Source organism: Sinimarinibacterium arenosum (assembly GCF_005047655.1).
Taxonomy (GTDB): Bacteria; Pseudomonadota; Gammaproteobacteria; order Nevskiales; family Nevskiaceae; genus Solimonas.
In genome coordinates this window covers 60,831-86,314 of sequence record NZ_SUKF01000004.1, presented here as the reverse complement: position 1 = coordinate 86,314, position 25,484 = coordinate 60,831, and the positions used below count along the sequence as shown (strand labels likewise).

Below are 25,484 nucleotides of genomic sequence, written 5' to 3'. Positions count from 1 at the left end.
GATAGCCGGCATTCGAAGAAAAGCGGATTATTTGGAAATGCCGATTATCGATTCAGTGGCTGATGTCAGCGTGCCGCAGTTCCAGCAGAACCGTGCGCAAATGCTGGAGCTGATCGCGCAATGGCGCGCGATCGAGCAGAAGGGGCAGCAGGAGGAGGAGAGCAAGCGCGAGCGCTTTCATGCACGTGGCCAGATCCTCCCGCGTGAACGCGTGCATCTGATGCTCGATCGGGGATCCCCCTGGCTGGAGCTGGCGACGCTGGCCGGCTACAAGATGCACGACGACAAGGACGGCAGTCTTGCCGGCGGCAACACGATCGCTGGTATCGGCTATGTCTCCGGCACGCGCTGTCTGGTGACTGCATCGAACTCGGCGATCAAGGGCGGCACGATGACCCCGCAGGGCGTGCAGAAGGGACTGCGCATCCAGGAGATCGCCTTGCAGCAGAAGCTGCCGGTGGTGTCGATGGTGGAGTCCGGTGGCGCCAATCTGATGTACCAGGCCGACGTCTTCATTCCCGGCGGGCGCACTTTTGCCAACCAGGCGAGGCTGTCGGCCGCGGGCATTCCTCAGGTCACGATCGTGCATGGCTCGTCGACGGCCGGCGGCGCCTACATGCCCGGCCTGTCGGACTACGTGGTGATGGTGCGCAAGCGCGCCAAGGTGTTTCTGGCCGGCGCACCCTTGCTGCGGGCCGCGACCGGCGAAATTGCCGAAGAGGAGGCGCTCGGTGGTGCCGAGATGCACTGTCAGATTGCAGGCACATCCGAGTTCATTGCCGAGAATGACGCCGACAGTATTCGCATCGCCCGCGAGATCGTCCATAACCTGCACTGGAACCAGCGCCGGCCGCATCTGGAGCTGCGCCCGCTGCGCGCGCCGTTGTACGACATAGACGAACTATGTGGCGTGGTGCCGACGGACTATCGCAAGCCGTTCGACTGCCGCGAGGTGATCGCGCGCATTGTCGACGGTTCCGAGTTCCTCGACTTCAAGACCGAGTACGACAACCAGACAATCTGCGGGCGTGCGGTCATTCAGGGGCATGCGGTCGGCATCATTTCCAACAATGGTCCGATCACGACACAGGGCGCGACCAAGGCCGGCCAGTTCATCCAGCTGTGCTGCCAGGCCAACATCCCGATCGTCTACCTGATGAACACCACCGGCTATATGGTTGGTACCGAGAGCGAGCAGGGCGGCATCGTCAAGCACGGCTCGAAGATGATCCAGGCGGTGGCCAACGCCACCGTGCCGCAGATCACGATCGTCATGGGCGGGTCGTTCGGCGCCGGCAACTATGGCATGTGCGGGCGCGGATTCGGACCGCATTTCATCTTTGCCTGGCCCAATTCCAGGACCTCGGTGATGGGCGGCGAGCAGGCGGCCAGCGTGATGGAAATCATCACGCGGGAGAAATGGGCCAAGCAGGGCAAGACCATGTCCGAGGCCGATGAAAAGATGCTGGCGATGATTCGCAAGAACATTGTCGACCAGTTCGATCGGGAATCGCACGCATTTGCCGCGACGGCGCGTCTGTTTGACGACGGTCTGATTGATCCGCGTGATACGCGCAAGGTGCTGGGGATCTGCCTGTCGGTGTGCCGCGAGGCACAGGCGCGCAGTCTGCAGCCCAGCAGTTTCGGCGTCGCACGATTCTGACTTTCCCATTCAGGAGCCATGATGAATCTGCCTGACTGCGAGACCTTGGTACTGTCGCTGGATGGCGCAGTGCTGCGGGTTACCCTGAATCGGCCGGAGTCGCGCAATTCGATGACGGGAGCGATGATCAGTGAACTCGATCAGGTCTTCGAATGTGTCGCTGCGAGCGCATGCGCAATCCGCGTGGTGATCCTTCGCGGAGCCGGTGGGCATTTCTGTGCTGGCGCGGATCTCAAGGAGGTCATGAGTCAGTTGCGACCACCGCAAGCGGATGAGCCTGATCCAGTCGCGCAGATTTCACGCCGCTTCGGCAGCCTGCTGCGCAAGGCCGCCGCGCTCCCTGCCGTGGTCGTCGCGATCTGTGACGGCGCTGTGCTGGGGGGTGGCTTCGGTTTGGCCTGTGTGTCGGACATTGCGCTGGCCCATGTGGCTGCCAGCTTCGGTCTGCCGGAAACGACACGCGGATTGCCGCCGGCACAGATCGCTCCGTTTGTGGTCGAGCGCATCGGCCTGACCCAGGCGCGCAAGCTATGTCTCACCGGTGCGCGGTTTGATGGTGCTGAGGCCTTGCGCTTGGGTTTGGTGCATCAGACTTACGCCGATGAAGCGCAGCTGTCGCAGCAAATCGACGTGCTGCTGGGGCAGATTCTGTCATGCGCGCCGCACGCCAACGCGGTCACCAAGGCGATCGTGTTGAACGTCGGGCGCCAGGAGATGGACGAGGTGCTCGATGATGCGGCACAGAAATTTGCCGCCTGCGTTCGTGGCAGTGAAGTGCCGGAGGGGCTCGGTGCTTTCATGCAGAAGCGTGCTCCGCGGTGGGCGCGACAGCCTTGATCCGAGCCGCACAGCGCTCTCTTCGAACTCAATCTTTCAAAGGCGGTCGATCGACGATGACTCAGGGATTCAACAAGGTGCTGGTGGCCAATCGCGGCGAGATCGCGGTGCGTGTGATCACAGGCGCGCGTCGTGCGGGCTATCGCACCGTTGCCGTTTACAGCGAGGCGGATCGTGATGCCTTGCATGTGCGTATGGCGGACGAGGCGGTCTGCATCGGTCCGCCACCCGCAGCAGAGTCATATCTCGTTGCCGAAAAGATCATTGAGGCGGCACGGCGCAGCGGTGCTCAGGCGATTCACCCGGGGTACGGCTTCCTGTCTGAGCGAGATGATTTCGCGCAGGCGGTGGTGGGCGCCGGGCTGATCTTCATTGGGCCGGACGCGGCGTCGATTCGCGCGATGGGCAACAAATCGGCGTCCAAGCGTTTGATGCTGGATGCCGGCGTGCCGTGTGTGCCCGGCTATCAGGGCGACGCACAGGATGACGAAACCTTGAGTGCCGAGGCCCTTCGCATCGGGCTGCCGGTCATGGTCAAGGCGGCAGCGGGTGGCGGTGGCCGCGGTATGCGCCGGGTTGATGACGCGGCGACTCTGTCCGAAAGCATTCGCTCGGCACGATCCGAGGCGCAGAACGCGTTTGGTGATGGTCAACTGTTGATCGAGAAGGCTGTGGTCGATGCGCGTCACGTCGAGATTCAGGTGTTCGGCGATCGCCATGGCGGATTGGTGCACCTGGGTGAGCGTGAATGCTCGGTGCAGCGTCGTAATCAGAAAGTGGTCGAGGAGGCGCCCAGTCCCGCCGTCGATGCCGAGTTGCGTGTCCGGATGGGTGAGGCTGCCGTTGCCGCTGCTCGCGCGGTCAACTATGTCGGTGCCGGAACGGTGGAATTTCTGCTGGGCGCCGACGGACAGTTCTACTTCCTGGAAATGAATACGCGTCTGCAGGTCGAACACCCGGTGACCGAGATGGTCTACGGCGTTGATCTGGTCGATTGGCAGCTGCGCATTGCGCAGGGAGAGCCCTTGCCGTTGACGCAAGCGCAGATTGATGCGCGTCGCAATGGGTGGGCCATCGAGGTGCGTCTGTGTGCGGAGGATCCGAGCCGCGGCTACATGCCGCAGACGGGTTCAGTGCTGCAATGGCAATATCCGGAAGGTAGCGGGTTGCGCATGGATGCGGGTCTGCTGGAGGGGCAGCAGATTTCTCCGTTCTACGATTCGATGCAGGCCAAATTGATTGCATGGGGTGCGGATCGCGAGCAGGCAAGGGGAAGGCTGCTTGCGGCACTAGAGCAGACCCGTCTGAGTGGGGTTCACAGCAACAAGGCTTTGCTCGGAAAAATCCTGTCTCATCCGGAATTCGTCGCAGGATGTCTGTCGACTAATTTCATCGAGCGTAATTTTCCTCAGGCAGCCCTGGCCGCTGATCATCCAAGCATTCGCCAGATTGCCTTGGCGGCATTGGCACTTTATCTGGATGACACGCGTCGGCTAGCGGATGCCAACGGGCTGTCGACGGAGTTGATGGGTTGGCACAGCTCGCACGCGTCGGCGGTAGGCTTGATCTTGCGCTGCCGGGAAGTGGCCTACTCGCTCAGTGTGCGCAGCTTGGCGCAGCAACGGTTCATCGTGGAGGTTGCGGATGAATCGATTGAGATACAGATCGAGGCACAGGATCCGCAGCGGCTCGCGTTTGTGATGGATGGAGTGCGTGAGCAGGCGGCTGTTGCGCGCGACGCAGACACGATCTGGCTCGATGCCTGGGGGCGGTGCGAGAGCTTTCAGGATGTCACGTTCGCGCCGGCGGAAGCAGTACAGGCTGGTTCGGACGGGCGGCTGCTGGCGAACTCGGACGGCAAAATCGTGGCGATTCATGTTGCAGCGGGTGACGCGGTGCAGAGCCGACAGACTCTGGTCGTGCTCGAAGCCATGAAGATGGAGTTTCAGCTGACGTTGCCAGTTGGCGGCACCGTCGGTGAAGTTGCGGTCGTTCCGGGCCAGCAGGTGAAGCATCGGCAGCTGTTGCTGCGCGTCGATCAAAGCTGAGCAAGGGCGTACTGCCTATCGATTCATGCTTCTCGATTCACACATCGTCGCCGTGTGATCATCAGACAAGAAAAAGCCCCCGCGACTTAGTCGCGGGGGCTTTTTAGTGCTTGTTGCTGCGGGGTCGACTAGTTCTCGACCACGCGCAGTTCCACGCGCCGGTTTTCTTCGCGACCGATTTCGGTTTCGTTGGTCGCGATCGGGCGGCTCTCGCCGTAGCCCACCGGGTTCATGCGGTTTTCCTTGATGCCGCGACCCGACAAGTAGACCTTGACGGCAATTGCGCGACGTTCGGACAGTCCGAGGTTGTAGCTGTCGGAACCCACATTGTCAGTGTGACCTTCAAGATCAACATTGATGTTGGGGTATGCCTTCAGCGTTTCTGCAACCTGATTCAGGATCTCGCGAGCAGCCGGTGTCAGGCGGTCCGAGTCGAACTCGAACTTGACGCCGCGGAGCACAAAGCTCTGCTCCAGCGCGCAGCCGTTTTCATCGACCTGCTCACCCGGGCGTGGCGTGCGGCAGTCACCGGTCAGGGCGCAGCCGTTCGGCAGAACCTTGGCACCCGGGGGGCTCTTCGGGCATTCGTCGAGATAATCCGGGATGCCGTCGCCGTCGGAATCCAGCGGGCAGCCGTCAGGGCCGACCGGGATGCCTGGCGGTGTGCCGGGGCATTTGTCGAGTTCATCCGGAATGCCATCGCCATCGCGATCGGCCATCGAGCAGCCTTCCGCGTTGACCTGGGTGCCTGCCGGTGTGCCGGCGCACTTGTCGAGATAGTCCGGAACGCCGTCGCCGTCGGAATCCAGCGGGCAACCCACGGCATTGACCGGAATGCCTGCCGGCGTATTCGGGCACTGATCGCGGCTGTCAGGCACGCCATCATGGTCGGAGTCGAGCTCGCAGCCATCGGGACCCACCAAGGTGCCCTTGGGCGTGTTGGGGCACTTGTCGAGGTAATCCGGTACGCCGTCCTGATCCAGATCGGTTGGGCAGCCGTCGGAGTAGACCGCGACTCCGGGCGGAGTATCCGGGCAATTGTCCTGGTTGTCCGGGACGCCGTCGCCGTCCTGATCGTAGGGGTCATTGCCGAATTTGTAGCTGACGCCGATACCTGCATTCCACAGGTAGAACGTATCGCTAGGCACGATGCCTTCGCCACCCAGCGAATCGAGGTTGTAGCGCAGATCAAATCGGGCGTCCCACTTGCGGCCCAGCTTGGCCATCAAGCCGCCGCCGGCGCCCAGTCCGAGGCCGGACAGGTTTTCGCCGAGGAAGCTGACGGACTGTCCATGCCCGTTGACCAGCAGGTAGGGACGAATCGTCGACTTGTCATCGGTCAGGAAGCCCATCACGTTGAAGCCGAGGGCAAAGCGATCATAGCCGTTGTCAGTCGGCAGATCGGAAACGGCAAGGCTGCCGTAACCTCCTTCGAGTTCGACGCCGATGTGGGGCGTTACGTATTTGCCGATTGCCAGTGAGCCATACGCACCGGTATCGAGATTCTCGCTGTCGGAGAACAGGCCTCCAATCATCGGTGTGATGTACCAGCGATCATCAAACGCAGTGCTTTGCGCAGTGGCTGCATTCGAAAATGCAATTACAGCTGCTGTAATCAGCCATCCGTATTTCGACATCTACATGTCTCCAAACCCGAGCTAGTTCCCTATACAGCAACGAAGGCCGGTACCCGGCCTGTTTCCTTCAACGCCTCAAGCGCAATCACACCCTATCGCGCAACAAACCGAGCACATAACGGAAACAGATTTCTTCATTGCAACTTGACGCATTATGCGGTGCGTGTGGTCCGCAGTAAACAACCGGACAGAGCGTAATTGCTGGTGGATCAGCTCTTTCGGCCGTGTTGTAGGCATATTCCTATCGATTCACTGCCCCAGAATATCCGCCCGCAGTCGCGCCGACTCCGTAACGGCTGCTTCCTGTCGGTTTTCCGATTGCGCGATTGCGTTGACGCGAATTCGGACGCGTGGGCATTGGAGCCAGCAATTGAATAGGTGCAGCTGATCGGTGGGGCGTGTTTATTGCGCCAGCTGAGGGTAAGCCGGCTGCTGAGATTTCATGCGAAAGCGTGGTCGCACGGCTTAGGTGGGGGATGGATCTATTGGTGGTTCGTTCTGCAACGCGACGCCGCTGATTCTGCAATTGAGACAATCCTCTTTGCTGACCGGTATTGGGCAGGCCGGTCCAGACGTCGGATAGGCGTCGCCGCTACCAGGTTGGTTGAACGCTGCAGGCGGTCAGTTGCGCGCTGATGGCCTGTACCAAAGAGCGGTCGTGATTTCTGGCACCGAAGCAAAAAAAAGAGGGGCTCTTTCGAGCCCCTCTGAACAACCTCGTTGCTTTGGCGTGTGCCGTTACGGCGCCAGCGCCAGCGTCGGATCTGCCACCGCGCAGGCGTCATAGACCAGCACGTTGCTCAGCGCTGTAGCAATTCCAGAATTAAATGTCAGCTGAATGCCGTTGTAGGGCAGTGTGGTCGGAAGTGACGCAAGCAGAATCTGACTGCCGTCGACAACCGAGATGCCCAACAGATCCAGACGCAACGGGATGATCGGCCCCGTGCTTTCCTGGACAACGCCATTCAGCAGGGTATCGACCGTCAGGCTGGATAGCAGTTCTGCCGTCAATATGTTGCCGGCCGGGCGTCCGAGCACAAAGCCGGTCGACGGGCCTGCCGGCAGAACGGGTGCGGCATCAGGCAAGGTAACGGTGATCGATGTGCTGCCTCCCAGCAGGCTCACCGGAACCGTCATCGTCGCTGCTGTCTGCAACTGGCCATCAATGACATTCGACGTGTTGGCGACGTTGCAGAACAGGCAGAGGCCGGTAACATCACTTGCGACTTTCGCCCCATTCGCGGACAGGAAGCGCGTGGTGCACGCACCGTCCACGACAGTGACATCAGTTGTGATGGTGCGTGGCGTGCCGCTTGCGGCCACATTCGCCTTCAGGGTGGCCGTGACCTTGGCGGTTCCGGCCGACACCGCCGTCAGCAGTCCATTGACATCAACGGTTGCCACTGCGGTGTTGTCAATCGACCAGTTCAGATCGGCGTCGGCGATCTCAACTTCGTCGCCATTGGCAAGAACGCCGTAGGCGACAAAGTTCTTCGTCTGTCCAGCGATGACAGCGCCGTTGGCGGGTTCGATCCGCGTCAGCTTGGCCAGGTTGGTCTGCACTGGCGGTACCACGGTGCCGCAGGCCTGGAAGACCTGAACGTCAGTCAGTGCAGACGCAGCGCCCGAAAGGAGCGTCAGTGCCACGCCGTCATAGGGTGCGCTGGTCTGAATCGACACCAGTACCGCGTCGCTGCTTTGTCCGCCCAGCAGCTGAATCCCCAGAAGATCGACGCGTAGCGGGATCAGGTCTCCCGAGGATTCCTGGATTGCGCCGCCGAGCAAGGTCGACACTCTCAGCTGCGCCAGAAGTTCTGCGAGTACGAGGGAGCCGACAGGTTGGCCGATCACGAACCCCGCGTTGCTGCCGGCAGCGAATGGAATCGTGTAGTTCGGATTGGCATTGGCCGTCACTGCGGCCGACATCGTGGCGTCAATGAGGCCGACCGTTGTCGAAAGCGTCCCGAAGGTCTGATCGGAGCCGTCGATGATGGCGGCGCCATCGCTCAGCGAGCAACCGATACAGAGCCCCGTGGAGATGCCTTCGACTGTCGCGCCGTCTGCAGTCAGCAATGGCGTGGTGCATGCCGATTCAGTCACCGTCAGCTGTGCCGTCTCGCTGCCGCTGACACCGGATGCGGTTGCGGTAATCGTCGAAGTGCCTTCCATCACGCCAGTGGCAACGCCGTCGGCACCGATCGTTGCTACCGCAGTTGTTCCGCTGGTCCAGGTCACCTGGCTGTCGTCGATGTTGCGAACGACACCGTCGGAATACATACCCTGCAGGAAGAACTCGACAGAGCGGCCGGGATTGACCCGCGCAGTTGGCGGTGTGATTCCGACCAGAGACTGCAGAACCGCACTGGTTACGGTAACTCCGGTTTCATCGGTAATCGCCGGATCGCTGACTGCGGTCGCACGGATTGTTCCAGTGCCTACTGCCTGGCCAGTGATCTGAGTCGAGGAACCGTTGGCCGGATCGAACGTGACGATTCCCGGAACGGACGAAGAGGGAAGCGTCCAGTCAACGGCAACCGGCTTCGCGATGCCATCCGTGTAAACACCGCGTGCGGTGAGGGTCACCACGGTGCCGACCGCCAGCGAGGGATCGGTGGGTTCGATTGTCAGGTTATCGAGCACGGCAGGCGTTACCGTGAAGTCAGCCGTGTCCGTCAATCCGTCAACGGCGGCCGTCACAACAGCGTTGCCTGCTCTCAGGCCGGTGGCAATACCGCGCTCGGAGTCAATATTGGCAACGGCGGCCGGATTGGTTTCACCCAGCGCGTTGGACACCGTCCAGACGACGCCCGTAAGGCTGCCATCCGCTGTGTTCGCCGGAGTAGTGGTCGACGGGCCGGACTTGACGGTGCCGGTTGCCTGATACTGGAACGGCCGACCGGCTGGAGAAGTTCCAGAGTCTGGAACAATGGTCAGGCTCGTCACCTTGGCGCGAACGGTTGCGTTTGCCGTTGCCCCGATCGAGGTGCCGACCGCTGTGGCCGTGATCACGGTGGATCCTACGGCGATGCCGGTTGCGGTCGTCGTCGACGCCGGTCCTGCGGCTACCGTCAGGACATTAGGGTTGCCCGATGTCCAGTCAGCCGTTACCGGCTGCGTGCTGCCGTCGGAGAACCGACCTCGTGCTGTCAATGTTTCAGTGCCATCAACGGCAATGGTCGATGTGCTCGGATCAATCGTCAGTGACTGCAGCGCGGGTGGTCCGACAGTCAGGGTGGCCGACCCTTTCTTGCCGTTGGCCGATGCAGAGATGACCGTGGAACCCTGGGACACCGCGGTCGCCAAGCCGCTTACGGAATCGATGCTGGCAACGCTGGGATTTTCGCTGCTCCAGCTGACGTTATCGAGTGGTCGCGTTTCAGTCGTCGGATTGGAGCCCGGCGGAAGCGTGTACACGCCGTACGCAACATATTGCTGAGTCAGACCCGCCGCCACGGTGCCGGATGCCGGCGCGACCGTGATGGACTTAAGTACCGACGTGAAATCTGGGCTCTGAATGCTGCCGTCCCCACAGGCCGTAAGCACCAGCGCGCAAGCCGCAACCAGTATCCGAAATCCCTTCATTGACAAGCATCCCTAGATTTTGAAATTGACCTACCGTTACACTGCCCAGTGTAGCCCAGTGCGCGTCGCACTCACAATGCGCAGTGTCGCTCAGGCGATTGATTAACCGTTAGGAGTTGGGCGATGCGAGTAATGAGAGTAGGGGCTGTCATCTGCGCGCTGATTCTGGCGGGCTGCGGTGATGGCAGTATTCAAAGTCCGGATTTCACGCCTGAGCTGCAGCGAATCGAAGTGGCGCCGGCAACGAAGACGCTGGCGCTGGGGCAGACGCAGCAGTTTGTTGCCAACGGCATCTACACCACGCCGCCCGGATCGTCGACGGCCACACGTGCCGTGCCGTTGAATAATGTGACATGGTCGACCGATCCGACGGCGAAGGCGGATATCGACGGTGACGGCTTGGTGACCACCAAGGCGCAGGGGCGTGTCGAAGTCAAGGCCGTGTTTGACGGCAAGACTTCGACTGCGATTCTCGACATCACCGCGCCGGCGCTGGTGAGCATGACGATCGATCCGTCGAGCAAGACGCTGCCGCGGGGGGCTCAGCAGAGCTTCGTGGCACGCGGGACCTACACTGACTCTAGTACGCCGAGAACCATCACCAGTGGCGTAACCTGGACCTCAAGTGCAGATGGGATCGGGTCATTTTCAAGCACGACCAGTAACCCGACAACGTTCAAAGGTGAAGCCGAGGGGAATACGGTGCTTCAGGCGAGTGCTCTTTCTTCGTCGGGAAGCACGGTAACGGCAACCGCCCCGGTGTCGGTGGTCGCGGCGGTGCTTAATGGACTGCTTCGTGTTGAACCTGCAATTGCGTCGGTCGCCAAAGGGAATACGACTCAGCTTAACGCGATCGGTCAGTACAGCGACGGCAGCGAGGATGTAATCAACACGCAGGTCGACTGGACCTCCAGCGATGTGCTGATCGCCACGGTAGAAAACGATGATCCGGCGATTACCACTGAATCAGCTGGTCGCGCGACCGGCGTCGAGCAGGGCTCGGCGACGATCACGGCGACGATCAAGCCGGGTGTGGCATACAACGACGCCCAGTTGGGTTCGGCGAGTGCCGAGCTCAATGTCACATTCAGCGGGTGCAATATCCCGCTGCGTGAACCGGCCGCGACGGTGTCGACCGAGCAGGATCCGCTGCTGTGCCTGCTGTGCAACATCAGCGATGAGAACAATCTGATCGACAACGACGATACCAACTTTGCCGAGATTCAGGTGCCGGTTGGCCTGCTGTTCGGGACCGCGTCGATTCTGGTCAATGCCGGTCAGGAGTTTGATGCAGGTACGCCGGCTGGTTTCATTATCGGGCGTCCAGCGGGGCAGCTGCTGAATGCGGAAGTGATCTCGCAGCTGACGATAGAGACGCTGCTGAACGGCACGCCGACAGGTGACAGTTCGAGTCCGGCGGGCGGCAGCACCCCGTTGGGTCTTGCGCTGCTCGGGACTACCCTGGCAGGGCCGTATGAGAGCGATCTGGCGCTGATCAATATCCCGGAGAATGCGGTCACCAAGCCGTACAACGGCATCAAGCTGACGTTCGACTCGGGTATCGCCTCGGCGCTGGCCGATGTTCAGGTGTGGGCAGCCTGCGGTGATGCGGTGCTGCCGCCAACCCCAACCCCGACGCCAACTCCAACCCCGACGCCAACTCCCGCGCCGTAAGGCAGTGCATAGGGCATGGAAACGGGGGCGCTTCGGCGCCCCCGTTTCATTTTGCGGCCTGTCAGTAGCCGAGCTGGCGGCTGGCCAGTTCCTTCATGATTTCCTGCGAGCCACCGCCGATCGTCAGTACCTTGGTCTCGCGGTAAATGCGCTCGACTTTGCTGCCCTGCAGGTAGCCGGCACCGCCGAGAATCTGCATCGCCTCGTTGGCGATCCACTCCAGGCTCGTGGTGGCAAAGTTCTTTAGCAGGCAGACTTCAGCAATGGGCATCTGGCGTTGACTGACGCGCCAGGCCAGCATGTCGAGATTGGCGCGGACAGCCTCGATGCGCATGCGCATATCGGTCAGCTTGTGGCGGATCACTTGCTGCCGGATCAGCGGTTTGCCGAAGGTTTCGCGCTGCTTTGCATATTCGAGGGCTTCGTCATAGCAAACCTGGGCGAAGGCGCTGGCCTGGGCGGCCAGCATGATGCGTTCCTGGTTGAAGTTCATCATGATTGCGATGAACCCGGCGTTTTCGGGGCCGATGCGATTGGCCACCGGAACGCGGCAGCTGTCGAAATACAATGCCGCGGTATCTGAGCTCCACCAGCCCATTTTCTTCAACGGGGTGCGTGACAGTCCGGGTGTGTCGCCCTCGATTACCAGCAATGAAATGCCGCCCATGCCGGGGCCGCCCGTGCGCACGGCAGTAGTGATGAAGTCTGCGCGCATGCCGGAGGTAATGAACATCTTGCTGCCGTTGACGACATAGTGATCGCCATCCAGTTCCGCGCGGGTTTTCAGGTTGGCAACATCGGATCCGCCGGAGGGCTCGGTAATGGCCAACGCGGAAATGCGCTCGCCGGCAAGTACGGGCGCAACAAATCGCTGGCGTTGCTCGGCCGTGCCGACGTGCGCGATCGGTGGGCATCCAATGCCATGCGACATCAGGCTGGCGATGACGCCGCCGCTGCCTGCGCGCGCCAGCTCCTCGGTCATAGCGATGAGATAGAACAGGTCCGGAACCTGGACTCCGCCGCAGTCCTCGGGAAATCCGATCTGCAGCAGGCCCGCATCCGATGCCCGCCGATGCAGTTCGCGTGGAAGTTCGCCGGCATGCTCCCAGCTTTCGACGTTCGGCGTGATCTCTTGTGCGACGAAACGACGCACCTGCTGGCGGAACGCCTCATGTTCCTCGGTGTGAAAGGGGTGCCTATGGGTCATGATGATTACCGTTCATTGGTTCGCGAAATACCTAGTTATGAACGATACATCATTGCGAGGATCAGCTGGATGTTGATGTTTTAGGTAATAAAGAATACCAATCCGGATGCCCGCAGGTTCAGTTCGAGGAGACTTCGGGGAGTGTGTTCCGAGGTGAAGGGTTGATTTGCTTCAGGAGATCGGCGTGTCTGCAGTCTCGGCGGCTTGCAGTGTGTTCTGCATCAGCATCGCCACAGTCATGGTGCCGACACCACCCGGCACCGGCGTGATGAAAGCAGCGCGCTCTCGAGCGCGCTCAAACTCGCAATCTCCGACAAGGCGGCCGTCGGCGAGGCGGTTCATGCCCACATCGATCACGGTGGCTCCGGCTTTGATCCAGTCTCCGTGTATCAGTCCCGGCCGGCCGACGGCCACGACGACGATATCCGCACGCGATACCTCCTCGGCCAGATCGTAGGTGAACCGATGACAGACCGTGGTGGTCGCTCCCGTCAGGAGAAGTTCCAGGGCCATGGGGCGACCGACGTGGTTGCTGGCGCCAACAACCACCGCGTGACGGCGTTTAAAGGGCTCGCCGACAGACTTGAGCAGTTCAATCACACCAAGCGGCGTGCACGGCCGCAAGGTTGGCATCCGCTGGGCGAGGCGCCCGAGATTGTAAGGATGGAATCCGTCGACATCCTTGTCAGCGCGAATGCGTTCGATCACGCGTGTGGCATCGATGTGCCGGGGTAACGGCAGCTGTACCAGTACGCCGTCGATCAAGGGGTCGGCATTGAGCATATCGACGCGGGTCAATAGCTTTTCTTGCGTGACGTCCGCGTCGAAATGAACCGGAATCGATCGAATGCCGACCTTGTCGCACGCGAGGCGCTTGTTGCGGACATACACTTCGGAGGCGGGGTCATTGCCGACCAGGACGGTTGCCAGTGCCGGCGCGCGCAAGCCACGTTCTGTGCGCTGGAGGGTTGCTTGCAGGACGCGGTCGAGGACAGCAGCGGCGACCGCGCGGCCGTCGATCAGTTGAGCAGTCATGGCGATTGCCTTGGAAAATACCCCGTCATTGTAATGGGATGATGCACGGGTTCTCCGTCGTGTGGGCGCATCACTTAAACTGTGCAGCTTCATCATGACTTTGCACCCCCGTGCCTTTACTCGAACTTGATCAGCTGGCCGTCAGTCGCGGTGACCGAACGCTGGCCTCGGGCATCTGCTGGCAGCTCGAAGCCGGAGAGCTGATGCATCTGCGTGGCGCCAACGGAGCTGGAAAATCCAGCCTGCTGGAAGTGTTGGCGGGGCTGCGTCGGCCCGCAGCGGGGGTGTTGCGCCGCAATCCGGATCCCTTGCCGCTGCACTGGGTCGGACATCGCAATGCCCTGAACCCGCATCTGTCGGCGGTCGAGAATCTGCGCTTCTGGTGCGAGTTCAACGGTCAGGCGGTGCAGCGTGTCGCGCCAGCGCTTGATCGATTGGCGCTACCGGCTGGAGCGCGCCGTCGCGCGGTTCGTACCTTGTCAGCAGGCCAGAAGCGACGGACGGCGCTGGCGCGTCTGGTGCTGGCGCCACGCCCGTTGTGGCTGCTGGACGAGCCGCTCGATGGCCTCGACGTTGACGGTATTGCGACATTTGCCGGCTTACTGTCAGAGCACTTGAAGGGTGGCGGCATCGCCGTCGTCACAAGCCATCAGGCGCTGCCGAAAGATTTGCCCGCAGTACGAGAGTGGACCTTGCAGCGATGAGCGCGATGCTGGCGATTTTTCGACGCGAACTGCTGCTGGCGATGCGTGCGCGCACGGAGTGGCTGATGCCGCCGTTCTTCTTCATTGTGGTCGTCACCCTGTTTGGCTTGGGGACAGAACCCAATGACCCGAAACTCGCGGCATTTGCGCCTGCGATTCTCTGGGTTGCGGCGCTGTTGTCGACCTTGTTAACGCTGGAGCGGCTGTTTCGTGCGGACCTCGAAGATGGCACTTTGGAACAGCTCTGCCTTGGGGCGACACCATTGGCGGTCGTGGCCCTGGCCAAGTTGCTGGGTCACTGGGCGTTGACTGGGCTGCCGCTGGTTCTGCTGGCAGCGCCGCTTGCGGTGGGCCTCGGCGTGACATCTGCCTCGGTGCCAACGCTGGTCGCTGGGCTTGCGCTGGGAACGCCGTGCATCAGCCTGATCGGCGGATTCGTGGCTGCTCTGACGGTGGGCTTGCCGCGCGGTGGGCTGTTATTGCCGGCGCTGGTATTGCCGCTGATTACGCCGGCGCTGATCTTTGGTACCGGCGCAGTCCGCGCAGCCCAGCAGGGTCTGGATGCCGGGGCTCCGCTATACTTTCTGGCGGCCATCCTGGTGCTGAGTCTCACGCTGATTCCGTGGATTGCCAGCGCCGCTCTTCGCAACGCCTTCGACTGATCCGAATCCTATGTGGACCTGGTTTCACCGCCTGGCGTCACCGCCAAGCTTCTACCGACTCGCCGAGCGTCTTGCACCGTGGCTGGGTGCCGCCTCGCTGCTGCTGCTGCTCGGTGGATGGATTGACGGACTGATGTTTGCTCCGGCGGATTATCAGCAGAAGGACGCGTTCCGCATTATCTATGTCCATGTGCCGACGGCGGCGGTGTCATTGTCGCTGTACTCCGCAATGGCTGTGGCCGGTGTGGTTGCCGTGATCTGGCGTATCAAGCTGGCTGAGTGCGCCATGATGGCCATCGCGCCGGTTGGGGCCAGCATGACTGCTGTGGCCTTGATCACAGGCATGTTGTGGGGCAAGCCGATGTGGGGAGCGTACTGGGTCTGGGACGCACGCCTGACGTCGGAGCTGGTGTTGCTGTTTCTCTATCTCGGCGTGATCGGCCTGTACCAGGCATTTGACGATCCACGCGCTGGGGCACGTGCCTGTGCGCTGCTGGCAATCGTTGGCGCTGTGAACGTGCCGATCGTGAAGTTCTCGGTCGAGTGGTGGAATTCCCTGCATCAGGGTTCGACGCTGCTGAAAATGGGCAAGCCCACAATGAGTGCGGCCATGGCTGGTCCGCTGTACGCGGCGCTGGCCGGTACGATGCTGTTTTGTGCCTACGCGGTTCTGCGCCGGATGCAGAATGAACTGTTGGTGCGCGAGCGCGGCACGCGCTGGGTCGGGGAACTCCAGCGCGCGCAGGCAGTCGATGATAGGAGCGCGAGCGTATGAGCAAGCTGCTTGATCCCGCATTCTGGTCCATGAGTGGCTATGCGGTGTTCGTGTGGGGCAGCTTTGGGCTGACGGTGGCGGTTTATCTCTGGAACTGGCTTGCGCCGCAGCGCCGCCGGCGCGAAATCCTCGAATCGGTGACGGAAGAATGACCAAACGACAGACCAGAATGGTCGCAGTGGCAGGCCTTATTTTCGGACTCGGCGTTGCAGCCGCGCTGGCGTTCACGGCGTTTCGAAAGAACATGATGTATTTCTACACGCCGAGCGATCTTGTGGCGCACACGGTGCCGGAGGACGCCAAGATCCGCGTTGGCGGCCTTGTCGTTGCCGGCACGGTTCTGCGTGCTGACGATCTCGATGTGCGCTTCACATTGGCGGATTGCGAGCAAACGGTTCCCGTCCGTTATCGCGGCATCCTGCCGGACCTGTTCCGCGAGGGGCAGGGGATCGTGGCCACCGGGCGCATGGCGTCGGACGGTGCTTTTGTGGCCGATGAGGTGCTGGCCAAGCACGACGAGAATTACATGCCGCCGGATCTCAAAGAAGCCCTGACGACGGCCGATGGCCGCCATTCCTGCGCGCCCTTCAAGTCCGTGACCGGCGCGTCTCCCGCGGTTGCGGGCTGAGCCGGCGGAGCCGATCGCATGATTCCAGAACTCGGACACTTTGCTCTCCTGGCCGCCCTTGCGGTCGCTCTGATCCAGGTGATCGTGCCGGTTGTCGGTGTCCTACGCGCACGGCCGCGCTGGATGGAGGTGGCAGTTTCGGGGGCGCAGGCCCAGCTGCTGCTCATCGTTGCAGCGTACCTGTGCCTGACTTGGTCCTTCGTCACGCGTGACTGGTCAGTGGCGTATGTCGCGGCCAACTCTCACTCGCAGCTGCCTCTGATGTATCGGATCAGCGCGGTCTGGGGTGCACACGAAGGCTCGATGTTGCTATGGGTCTTGATGCTGGCGGGTTGGGGCGGGGCAGTTTCGGTGTTCAGCCGACGCCTTCCGCGCGATGTTCTGGCGCTGACCCTGAGTGTGCTCGGCGCAATCAGTGTCGGTTTTCTTCTGTTTATTCTGCTGACATCCAATCCCTTCGATCGGAATTTTCCGGTGCCGACGGATGGTCGCGACTTGAACCCGCTGCTGCAGGATCCGGGTCTCGTCATTCATCCGCCGCTGCTGTACATGGGCTATGTCGGCTTTTCCGTCGCTTTTGCTTTCGCTTTGGCTGCGCTGATCAGCGGGCGCATGGATGCAGCATGGACGCGCTGGACGCGCCCATGGACCACAACTGCCTGGTTGTTCCTGACGATGGGGATCACGCTGGGTTCATGGTGGGCCTATAACGAGCTGGGCTGGGGCGGCTGGTGGTTCTGGGATCCGGTCGAAAATGCCTCATTCATGCCGTGGCTGGTTGGCACTGCATTGATTCATTCTCTTGCAGTCACCGAGAAGCGCGGCGTGCTGAAATCGTGGACCCTGCTGCTGGCGATCCTCGCGTTTTCGCTGTCGTTGCTGGGAACATTTCTGGTCCGCTCAGGCGTTCTGGTTTCGGTTCATGCATTTGCAACAGATCCGGCACGTGGCGTCTTCATTCTCGGGTTCCTCTGCGCCGTGCTCGGAGTGGCGTTTCTGCTCTACGCGTGGCGCGCACCCAGCTTGGTCAATGACGCCGAGATCAGCCTGATGTCGCGCGAAGGATTGCTGCTGCTGAACAATGTGTTTCTGGTCGTCGCCGCCGCGGCAGTACTCATCGGAACGCTGTATCCACTGGTGGTGGATGCGTTCAAGCTGGGCAAAATTTCAGTTGGGCCACCGTACTTCAACGCGGTATTTCTGCCGCTTGCGGCTCCGCTGGGCGTGATTGTAGGTCTGGCTTCGGTGATTGGCTGGAAACGCGGGCAACGCGGTGAGCTGGTAAGGCGCCTGCGCTGGCCCCTGCTGGTGGCGGTCCTGACGAGTCTGGCGCTGCCGTGGATATTGCATCGGCAGACCCAGGTCGCTGCCATCGGCGGAAGTCTGCTTGCGGTCTGGGTCATGGTCGCGACGCTGGAGGGCATCTGGCATCGCCTGCGCAACCGTGACAATCGCTGGCGCGGCCTGCTGCAGATTCCTCGCGGTGTCTGGGGCATGAGTCTGGCCCACTTCGCACTGGGTGTGTGGATCCTTGGCGTGACCTTCGTCAGTCTCTACAGCATCGAGCGTGACGTGCGACTGGGACCTGGCGACAGCGTGGAACTGTCGGGATACACCTATTCGTTGATCGATGTTCAGGGCTATGCCGGCCCCAACTACGACGCTGATCGCGCTCGCGTTGAGGTTTCGCACGATGGAAAAGTCGTCGCCGAGCTCAGCCCGGAGAAGCGCCGCTATCGCGCGCAGGGCAGTGTTATGACCGAGGCTGCGGTGGACCACACACCCTTCCGCGATCTTTATGTGGCCTTGGCCGAGTCGCTGGAAGGCGGCGACTGGGCGCTACGGATCTACTACAAGCCGATGATGCGCCTGGTCTGGTTGGGTGGGGTGCTGATGGCACTGGGCGGCATTCTGGCGGTCAGCGATCGTCGCTACCGCCTGGAACGTGCTGCGCAACGCAGTGCCGTCCATGCGGCAGAGGCGGTGGCTTGATGCGCATCAGATACCTCGCACCGATCGCAATCCTGATTGGGCTGGCGGTACTGTTTGTCTTTGGGCTGGGTCATGATCCGCGCGAAGTGCCGTCGCCGCTGATCGGCAAGCCGTCGCCTGACTTCACGCTCCGATTGCTGGGTAGCGACGAACCCTATCAGCGCTCGCAACTGCTTGGCCGGCCGGTTCTGGTGAATTTCTTTGCCAGCTGGTGCGCCGGTTGCAAGGTGGAGCACCCGTTCTTGATGGAGCTTTCCCGGCGTGGCGTCGAGATTGTCGGCATCGACTACAAGGACACTGATGCTGACGCCCGCCAATGGCTCGGCGCGCATGGAAATCCATACGCAAGGGTGATCGTTGATGTGCAGGGCACCGCAGGTCTCGACTGGGGTGTCTATGGCGTGCCGGAAACCTTCGTGCTCGATGCGGCGGGCACCATCGTCTACAAGCAGATCGGGCCGATGACCGAAGAGGCATGGATCACACAGATCGCGCCATTGATGGGAGCTCAACGATGACGCTGCGTCATGTTTTTGCCGGTTTGATGCTGGGACTGGTGATGGTGTTTGCGTTGCCGTCGATGGCGCAGTCGAAGGAGCTCGAAGGCGCCGATCTGGATCGCTATCAGGGGATGATCAATCAGCTGCGCTGTCTGGTTTGCCAGAACCAGACGATTGCGGATTCCAATGCGCCGCTGGCGCAGGATCTGCGCGAACAGGTGCGGACGCAGATCCAGTCTGGGCGCAGCGACGCCGAAATCATCGAATACGTCACCGCGCGATATGGTGACTTCGTGTTGTATCGCCCACCGTTCAAACGTTCTACCTGGCTGCTCTGGGTCGGACCGTTTGCCTTGTTGCTTGGCGCCCTGGCGATCGCTGTTTCGCTGATGCGGCGGGGACGGCAACGGCGGGAGGCGACCGCGGTCGACCCTGATCGTTTGCGCAAATTGCTGGATGAGGAGTCGCGGTGACGATTGCATTAATGGTGGTATTGGCGCTCGCGGCAGTCGTGTGGATGACGCGGCCGCTATGGCGCGCACACCTGAGCAACGCCGGCGCGCGTCAGAGCTACAACGTTGCGGCCTACCGTCAGCGGGTTGCCGACATCGACGCCGATCTTGCGCTGAATACCTTGGAAGACGAGGCCGCCCAGCAGTTGCGCGAAGAGGCGGCGGCCCGTTTGCTCAGTGACACCACGACTGTCGATGCCGCGTCCTCAGACGCCGAGTCGGTACAGCCGCGTGCGTGGATTCTTGCGCTGGTCCTGGTGACTTTTGTTGCCGGCGTCGCCGGGGTGGGATATTTCCGTTCGGACAGCCGTCAGATCAGCGGCTGGATCGATTTGGCGCGCAAGGATCCGGAGGCCGCGAACGGGCTGGTGGTGTCGTCGATGTTGCAGCGGCTGGAGAACCGGCTGAAGTCGGAGCCGGACGACGCTGAAGGCTGGGCGATGCTGGGTCGGTCGTATTTCACGCTGGGGCGGCATGCGGAAGCCGCGCAGGCCTATGCAAAGGCGAATGCCCTGACCGCGGGCAGTCCGGATCCCGACTGGTTGGCCTCGGAGGGCGAGGCGCGCGCGTTCCAGCAACAGGGCGACATGAGCGGTGCTCCTGCGGCACTGTTCGCTGCAGCCCTGAAGGTTGATCCTGGGTACCCCAAGGCTCTGTGGTACGCCGGTCTGGCTGCGGCGCATGCCGAGCAGTACGGGGCCGCGCTGGATGCCTGGCTCAAACTGCGCGACCAGGATCTGCCGGATGATTTTCGCCAGATTCTTGAGCAACGTCTGCCTGAGTTGGCCAAGCTCGCGGCGCGCGAGTTGCCGCAGCGGACCGCGCAGGCTGCGCCGGGCGGTACTTCGTTGCATCTGAGCGTGGACATTGATCCGGCGCTCAATGCGCCGACTGACGGCAGTGCGACCTTGCTGCTGTTTGTGCGCAGACCGCAGGGCGGTCCGCCGCTGGCCGCAGTGCGCCAACCCTTTACCGGCCCGATCGAGGTGGTCCTCGACGACAGCAATGCCATGATCCAGGGCAATAATCTGTCCAGTGCCGATCAGTGGCAGGTGGTTGCGCGCGTCACTCGCGGTGGGGGCGTTCAGGCGCAGTCGGGCGATCTCGAAGGGCATCTCGCACTGAGCCGCGATGACGCCGCGACGCCACAGCGCGTGCTGATCGATCAGCGCGTGCCCTGAGGCGAGGGCCCTGTCACACTTCATCTTCAAAATCTCAAGGACTTATCGATGAGCCAGACCCTGACCGCGTTGCCGGATGCGCAGAAACTGTATCTGAAGGCAGCGTCCACCGTGCTGAGACGGAGCAAAGGTCGACCGTCATTGCCCGATCTGGCGGTGCATGTTCCGGGTGTGAACGTCGACGCTGTCCACCTGGCCCAGTACGGAGAGATCTGCGGGTTCGCCGAGTCGGCCGAATTGCCGATCACGTTTCCCCACGTCATGGCGGGTGCGCTGCATCTGCACTTGATGACGCAGAAGGCGTTTCCATTTCCGCTGCTGGGGCTGGTGCACATCCGCAACCAGATCCGGCAGACCCGCCCGCTGCTGGCGGACGAGCGTCTGGATCTGGACGTCCGCATCGGACAGTCGCGCGACGTGCGCCAGGGCATCGAGTTCGACCTGCTGACCGATGCGGCTGTCGATGGTGAGATCGTCTGGACCGAAGTCAGCACCATCCTGCACCGGATTCCCGGTCCGCGTGGCCCGGTTCAGCGTGCACCCGGCGTTGCAGCAGCGCTGACGCAGTACAAGAAATTTACAGCTCCGGCAGATATCGGGCGCCGTTATGCTGCGGTTGGCAGGGATTACAACCCGATTCATCTGGCCCCGTGGAGCGCCAAACTGTTCGGCTTCAAGCGGCACATCGCTCACGGCATGTGGTCGCTGGCGCACTGCGCTGCGCTGTTACAGGACGAGTTGGGACACGCGCCAAGCGAGTTGTCGGTGCAGTTCAAGCAGCCATTGTTTTTGCCGGGGCGCGCTGCCCTCAAGTTTGGCGTCAGCGCGTCCGGGATCGACTTTGCATTGCTGGCCGCGGGTTCGGACAAGACCCATTTGAGCGGGACTCTTCGCTAGCCGGAGCGGGTTTTTTGTTGGTGATTTCGACCAAGTGCTAATGATTTGTCGGGAACACTGAACTAGACTACGCAGCGCCAAGGAGAGCTCATGCGCATCAGAAAAGCCGTATTTCCAGTTGCCGGTCTCGGAACGAGGTTCCTGCCCGCAACCAAGGCGAGTGCGAAGGAGATGCTGCCCATCGTCGACAAGCCCCTGATCCAGTATGCGGTTCAGGAGGCGATCAGTGCCGGGGCGCAGGAACTGATCTTCATCACCGGCCGCTCGAAGAATTCGATCATGGATCACTTCGACAAGGCCTATGAACTTGAAGCGGAGCTGGAGTCGCGCGGCAAGACCAAGCTGCTCGAGACAGTGCAGGACATCGTTCCGCCGGGTGTGACCTGCATTTTCATTCGACAAGCCGAGGCGCTGGGACTGGGCCATGCAGTGCTGTGTGCCTGGCCGGCCGTCGGTGATGAAGACTTCTATGTGATTCTCGCGGATGACCTGATCGATGGACGCCTGCAGCCGGCACTGGCGCAGATGCACCGGGTCTACCAGCAGTTCGGCACCAGCGTGCTGGCGGTACAGCGCGTGCCGAAGGAAGACGTTGGCAGTTACGGCATCGTCGAGACGCAGCAAGTAGGCCCGGGGCTGAGTGAAATCCGCCGGATGGTGGAAAAGCCGAAGCCGGAGGAGGCGCAAAGCAATCTGGCTGTGGTTGGGCGCTACATCCTGACGCCGCGCATTTTCAAGCTGCTTGAACGTACTCAGCGTGGCGCCGGCGGTGAAATCCAGCTCACCGACGCGATCAGCGCGATGCTCAACGAGCAGACCGTACTGGCTTACGAGTTCGAGGGCACGCGTTACGACTGCGGCTCGAAGCTGGGCTATCTGCGGGCCAATGTCGAGTACGGGCTCAAACACCCCGAGCTCGCCGATGATTTTCGAGAGTACCTCCGCGGGCTGACTGCCGATTGGCAGGGCACCCCCAAGAAAAGCCGGGCCTGAGCGCAAGCTCGACATCGGAAAGATCGCGCACAGTTTCACCGGATCAACGGCAATGGCGAGCAGCAAGTACAGCACCTTCATCGAATCCTCCTCGATTCAGGGCGCCAATGCGCCTTACATCGAGGCGTTCTATGAGCAGTTTCTGGAGGATCCGGAATCGGTTGATCCGAGCTGGCGTGCCTATTTCCGACTGATTCAGGATCAGGGTGCGCCTCGCGAAACCGCGCACAGCGGCGTGGTCGCACGATTTGAGCGTCTGGCGCGGGAGCCGCGCAGGGTTGTCGCGGCTGAAGCCGGCTTCGACGCGCGTGCAGCCGAAAAGCAGGCCGGTGTGCTGCGCCTGATCAACTACTACCGCGTGCGTGGTCACCAGGCCGCGAAGCTCGACCCGCTCGGGCTTGCTCCGATTCAGCAGGTGCCAGATCTTGATCCGGCGTTCCACGGGCTGGGTCCCGAGGACATGGAAACGGTGTTCAACACCGGCAGTCTGGCGATCGATGCTGACCGCTTGCCGCTGAAGGAAATCATCCGTCTGATCAAGGCGGTGTACACCGACACCATTGGTGCGGAGTACATGTATCTGACCGAAACAGAGGAGAAGCGCTGGATTCAGAAGCGCCTGGAGCCGATGGCGTTTCAGCCCAAGGTTCCGATCAAGCGCAAGCGGGAAGTGTTGCGCCAACTGGTGGCGGCAGAAGGCCTGGAACGCTATCTGCATCGCAAGTACGTTGGACAGAAGCGTTTCTCGCTGGAAGGCGGCGATGCCCTGATCCCGGCGCTGGATGAAGTGCTGCATGCCTGCGCTGCGCGAGATGTCGAGGAAATCGTCATCGGCATGGCGCACCGTGGTCGCCTCAACGTTCTGGTCAACATTCTTGGCAAGTCACCCAAGGATCTGTTCGCCGAGTTCGAGGGCAAGTACACCGCCGAGGCGTTGAAGAAGGCGGGTGACGTCAAGTACCACATGGGCTTCTCGACCGATGTCGAGGTCAGTGGCAAACGCCTGCATCTGGTGCTGGCTTTCAATCCGTCACATCTTGAAATCGTCAATCCGGTGGTCGAAGGCTCAGTCAAGGCCCGCCAGACCATGCGCCGCGACGATATTGGTCACCGCATCGTGCCCGTTCTGATCCACGGTGATGCCGCGTTCGCCGGTCAGGGCGTGGTGATGGAAACCTTGCAGCTGTCGCATTCCAGTGGCTACGGGACGGGCGGCACGGTCCACGTCATCGTCAATAACCAGATTGGTTTCACCACGCCCAATCCGATCGAAGCCGAGGCCGGTCGAGAGGCGCGGACGTCACGTTACTGTACCGATCTGGCCAAGATGCTTGAAGCGCCGGTCTTCCACGTCAATGGTGACGATCCGGAAGCGGTCGTGTTCGTGACGCGGCTGGCGATGGATTTCCGCAACGAATTCCACAAAGACGTCATTGTCGATATCTGCTGCTATCGGCGCTGGGGTCACAATGAGGCGGATGAGCCGTCCGTGACGTCGCCCGTGATGTATGAGGCGGTCAAAAATCATCCGACGCCACTGTCGGTCTACGCACGCAAGCTCGAGGAAGAGGGCAATCTGGTCAAGGGTGCGGCCGAGTCATTGGTCGACGCCTATCGCGAGGGACTCGACAAGGGCGAAAACGCTGTGCGTGTGACGCTCGGTCTGGTCGGCAACAAGCACACGGTCGACTGGGCCAAGTATCGCAAGGGCAGTTGGGATAGCCCGGTCGATACCACCATCACCAAGGATGCGTTGCGTTCGCTGTCCAAACGTTTGCTGAGCCTGCCAGAGGGTTTCACCCTGCATCCCCGTGTGGCCAAGATTTACGAGGATCGCAAGCAGATGGCGGCCGGCAAGCTGCCGATGGACTGGGGTTTCGCAGAGACCATGGCCTACGGGTCACTGATCAATGAGGGATTTGCAGTCCGCCTGTCCGGGCAGGATGCACGGCGCGGCACCTTCTTCCATCGTCACGCTACTTTGCATGATTTCAAGACTGGCGAGCGTTATACGCCGTTGCAGCACCTGAGCAAGGATGCCGCGAAATTCGACGTCAACGATACGCTGCTGTCCGAAGTGGGTGTGCTTGGCTTCGAGTACGGCTATAGCACCACTGACCCTGAATCGCTGGTGATCTGGGAAGCGCAGTTCGGCGATTTCGCCAATGGAGCGCAGGTGCTGTTCGACCAGTTCATTGCCAGCGGCTACGCCAAGTGGGAGCGCCTGTGCGGTCTCACGGTCTTCCTGCCGCACGGTTATGAAGGGCAGGGGCCGGAGCATTCGTCGGCGCGCCTCGAGCGCTATCTGCAGTTGTGCGCTGAGAACAATCAGCAGGTTTGCGTGCCGTCGACGCCGGCGCAGATGTTTCACATGCTGCGGCGGCAGATGAAGCGCGGCTACCGCCTTCCCCTGATCGTGATGACGCCGAAGTCACTGCTGCGTCATCCGTTGTCGGTCTCATCGATCGAGGATCTCACCAAGGGTCGGTTCCAGCCGGTCATTCCGGAAGTCGAGGCGCTCGACGCAAACAAGGTCAAGCGGGTCGTGTTCTGCTCGGGCAAGGTCTATTTCGATCTGTTGCAGGCACGGCAGAAAGAAAAGCTTGATCACGTGGCGCTGGTGCGCATCGAGCAACTGTATCCGTTCCCTCGCGAGGGCTATGAGGCCGTGCTGGCCAGCTACCCCAAGGCCAAGGATATCGTCTGGTGCCAGGAAGAGCCTGAAAATCAGGGCGCCTGGTATCAGATCAAGCACCGGTTGGCGACCTATCTTGGCAGTGGGCACCGCATGCTGTACGCAACGCGCAAGGGTTCCGCCACGACCGCGGTCGGCTATCTCAAGGTTCACCAGATTCAGCAGGAAGAAGTGGTGCGTGAGGCGCTCAGCGGCGGCAATGTGATGTAGCGCAACCCGCGTATGGCAGTTCCAGATAACGCAAAGCTAAAGAACGAGGCAT

The 25,484-nt window shown here is 61.4% G+C and carries 20 protein-coding genes; 16 read left to right on the top strand and 4 right to left on the bottom strand.

The genetic code is table 11. The features are described from left to right. Positions 1-37: 37 nt before the first annotated feature. The 3 genes from E4T66_RS09405 to E4T66_RS09395 are packed head-to-tail and all read left to right on the top strand — an operon-like array spanning position 38 to position 4,548. Positions 38-1,663 (top strand): acyl-CoA carboxylase subunit beta, encoded by a 1,626-nt coding sequence (locus E4T66_RS09405; protein ID WP_136848779.1) that lies wholly within the window; start codon positions 38-40, stop codon positions 1,661-1,663. An 18-nt stretch (positions 1,664-1,681) separates the two neighbouring features. After that, positions 1,682-2,500: an enoyl-CoA hydratase/isomerase family protein gene (locus tag E4T66_RS09400; RefSeq protein ID WP_136848778.1), complete on the top strand. Its 819-nt coding sequence runs from the start codon at positions 1,682-1,684 to the stop codon at positions 2,498-2,500. Positions 2,501-2,556: 56 nt separating this feature from the next. Continuing rightward, a complete protein-coding gene (locus E4T66_RS09395) occupies positions 2,557-4,548 on the top strand; it encodes an acetyl-CoA carboxylase biotin carboxylase subunit (protein ID WP_136848777.1) in 1,992 nt (663 codons plus the stop codon). A gap of 128 nt (positions 4,549-4,676) precedes the next feature. Here the strand turns inward: E4T66_RS09395 and E4T66_RS09390 are convergent, their stop codons facing one another. Together E4T66_RS09390 and E4T66_RS09385 are read right to left on the bottom strand one after the other, a co-directional pair. Next, positions 4,677-6,185, bottom strand: coding sequence for an OmpA family protein (locus tag E4T66_RS09390; protein ID WP_136848776.1), 1,509 nt, complete (start codon positions 6,183-6,185; stop codon positions 4,677-4,679). Positions 6,186-6,923: 738 nt separating this feature from the next. Continuing rightward, the gene (locus tag E4T66_RS09385; protein WP_136848775.1) at positions 6,924-9,767 is read right to left on the bottom strand and encodes a beta strand repeat-containing protein; all 2,844 of its coding nucleotides are present in this window, start codon (positions 9,765-9,767) and stop codon (positions 6,924-6,926) included. 123 nt (positions 9,768-9,890) lie between these two features. Between E4T66_RS09385 and E4T66_RS09380 the strand changes: the two genes are divergently transcribed. Continuing rightward, on the top strand, positions 9,891-11,441 hold the full coding sequence (locus E4T66_RS09380) for an Ig-like domain-containing protein (RefSeq protein WP_136848774.1): 1,551 nt from the start codon (positions 9,891-9,893) through the stop codon (positions 11,439-11,441). A gap of 61 nt (positions 11,442-11,502) precedes the next feature. Here the strand turns inward: E4T66_RS09380 and E4T66_RS09375 are convergent, their stop codons facing one another. Both E4T66_RS09375 and folD read right to left on the bottom strand, forming a co-directional pair. Further along, a complete protein-coding gene (locus E4T66_RS09375) occupies positions 11,503-12,648 on the bottom strand; it encodes an acyl-CoA dehydrogenase family protein (protein ID WP_136848773.1) in 1,146 nt (381 codons plus the stop codon). A gap of 171 nt (positions 12,649-12,819) precedes the next feature. Next, on the bottom strand, positions 12,820-13,683 hold the full coding sequence (folD, locus tag E4T66_RS09370) for a bifunctional methylenetetrahydrofolate dehydrogenase/methenyltetrahydrofolate cyclohydrolase FolD (protein ID WP_136848772.1): 864 nt from the start codon (positions 13,681-13,683) through the stop codon (positions 12,820-12,822). A gap of 110 nt (positions 13,684-13,793) precedes the next feature. Between folD and ccmA the strand changes: the two genes are divergently transcribed. The 12 genes from ccmA to E4T66_RS09310 all read left to right on the top strand — a co-directional run bounded on the left by ccmA (position 13,794) and on the right by E4T66_RS09310 (position 25,432). Beyond that, positions 13,794-14,387, top strand: coding sequence for a heme ABC exporter ATP-binding protein CcmA (gene ccmA / locus E4T66_RS09365; RefSeq protein ID WP_136848771.1), 594 nt, complete (start codon positions 13,794-13,796; stop codon positions 14,385-14,387). Next, positions 14,384-15,049 carry a heme exporter protein CcmB gene (gene ccmB / locus E4T66_RS09360; protein ID WP_136848770.1) on the top strand — a complete coding sequence of 222 codons (666 nt, stop codon included), beginning with the start codon at positions 14,384-14,386 and terminating at the stop codon, positions 15,047-15,049. Before ccmA ends, ccmB begins: the two co-directional genes overlap by 4 nt. A 10-nt stretch (positions 15,050-15,059) precedes the next feature. Beyond that, the gene (gene ccmC / locus E4T66_RS09355; protein ID WP_136848769.1) at positions 15,060-15,824 is read left to right on the top strand and encodes a heme ABC transporter permease CcmC; all 765 of its coding nucleotides are present in this window, start codon (positions 15,060-15,062) and stop codon (positions 15,822-15,824) included. Continuing rightward, positions 15,821-15,976, top strand: a complete 156-nt coding sequence (ccmD, locus tag E4T66_RS09350; protein ID WP_248679587.1) for a heme exporter protein CcmD — start codon at positions 15,821-15,823, stop codon at positions 15,974-15,976. The genes ccmC and ccmD overlap by 4 nt, the downstream gene beginning before the upstream one ends. Then, positions 15,973-16,452: a cytochrome c maturation protein CcmE gene (gene ccmE, locus E4T66_RS09345; protein WP_136848768.1), complete on the top strand. Its 480-nt coding sequence runs from the start codon at positions 15,973-15,975 to the stop codon at positions 16,450-16,452. The genes ccmD and ccmE overlap by 4 nt, the downstream gene beginning before the upstream one ends. 18 nt (positions 16,453-16,470) lie before the next feature. Further along, positions 16,471-18,444, top strand: a complete 1,974-nt coding sequence (locus E4T66_RS09340) for a heme lyase CcmF/NrfE family subunit (protein ID WP_136848767.1) — start codon at positions 16,471-16,473, stop codon at positions 18,442-18,444. Beyond that, on the top strand, positions 18,444-18,962 hold the full coding sequence (locus E4T66_RS09335; RefSeq protein WP_136848766.1) for a DsbE family thiol:disulfide interchange protein: 519 nt from the start codon (positions 18,444-18,446) through the stop codon (positions 18,960-18,962). Before E4T66_RS09340 ends, E4T66_RS09335 begins: the two co-directional genes overlap by 1 nt. A 62-nt stretch (positions 18,963-19,024) precedes the next feature. Beyond that, positions 19,025-19,417 (top strand): cytochrome c-type biogenesis protein, encoded by a 393-nt coding sequence (locus tag E4T66_RS09330; protein WP_441347699.1) that lies wholly within the window; start codon positions 19,025-19,027, stop codon positions 19,415-19,417. After that, entirely contained in the window at positions 19,414-20,637 is a 1,224-nt protein-coding gene (ccmI, locus tag E4T66_RS09325) for a c-type cytochrome biogenesis protein CcmI (protein ID WP_136848765.1), read from the top strand. Before E4T66_RS09330 ends, ccmI begins: the two co-directional genes overlap by 4 nt. A 48-nt stretch (positions 20,638-20,685) precedes the next feature. Beyond that, a complete protein-coding gene (locus E4T66_RS09320; RefSeq protein WP_136848764.1) occupies positions 20,686-21,534 on the top strand; it encodes a MaoC/PaaZ C-terminal domain-containing protein in 849 nt (282 codons plus the stop codon). Positions 21,535-21,624: 90 nt separating this feature from the next. Then, a complete protein-coding gene (gene galU, locus E4T66_RS09315) occupies positions 21,625-22,527 on the top strand; it encodes a UTP--glucose-1-phosphate uridylyltransferase GalU (protein ID WP_136848763.1) in 903 nt (300 codons plus the stop codon). Between the two features lie 52 nt (positions 22,528-22,579). Continuing rightward, positions 22,580-25,432 carry a 2-oxoglutarate dehydrogenase E1 component gene (locus E4T66_RS09310; RefSeq protein ID WP_136848762.1) on the top strand — a complete coding sequence of 951 codons (2,853 nt, stop codon included), beginning with the start codon at positions 22,580-22,582 and terminating at the stop codon, positions 25,430-25,432. Positions 25,433-25,484 lie beyond the last annotated feature (52 nt).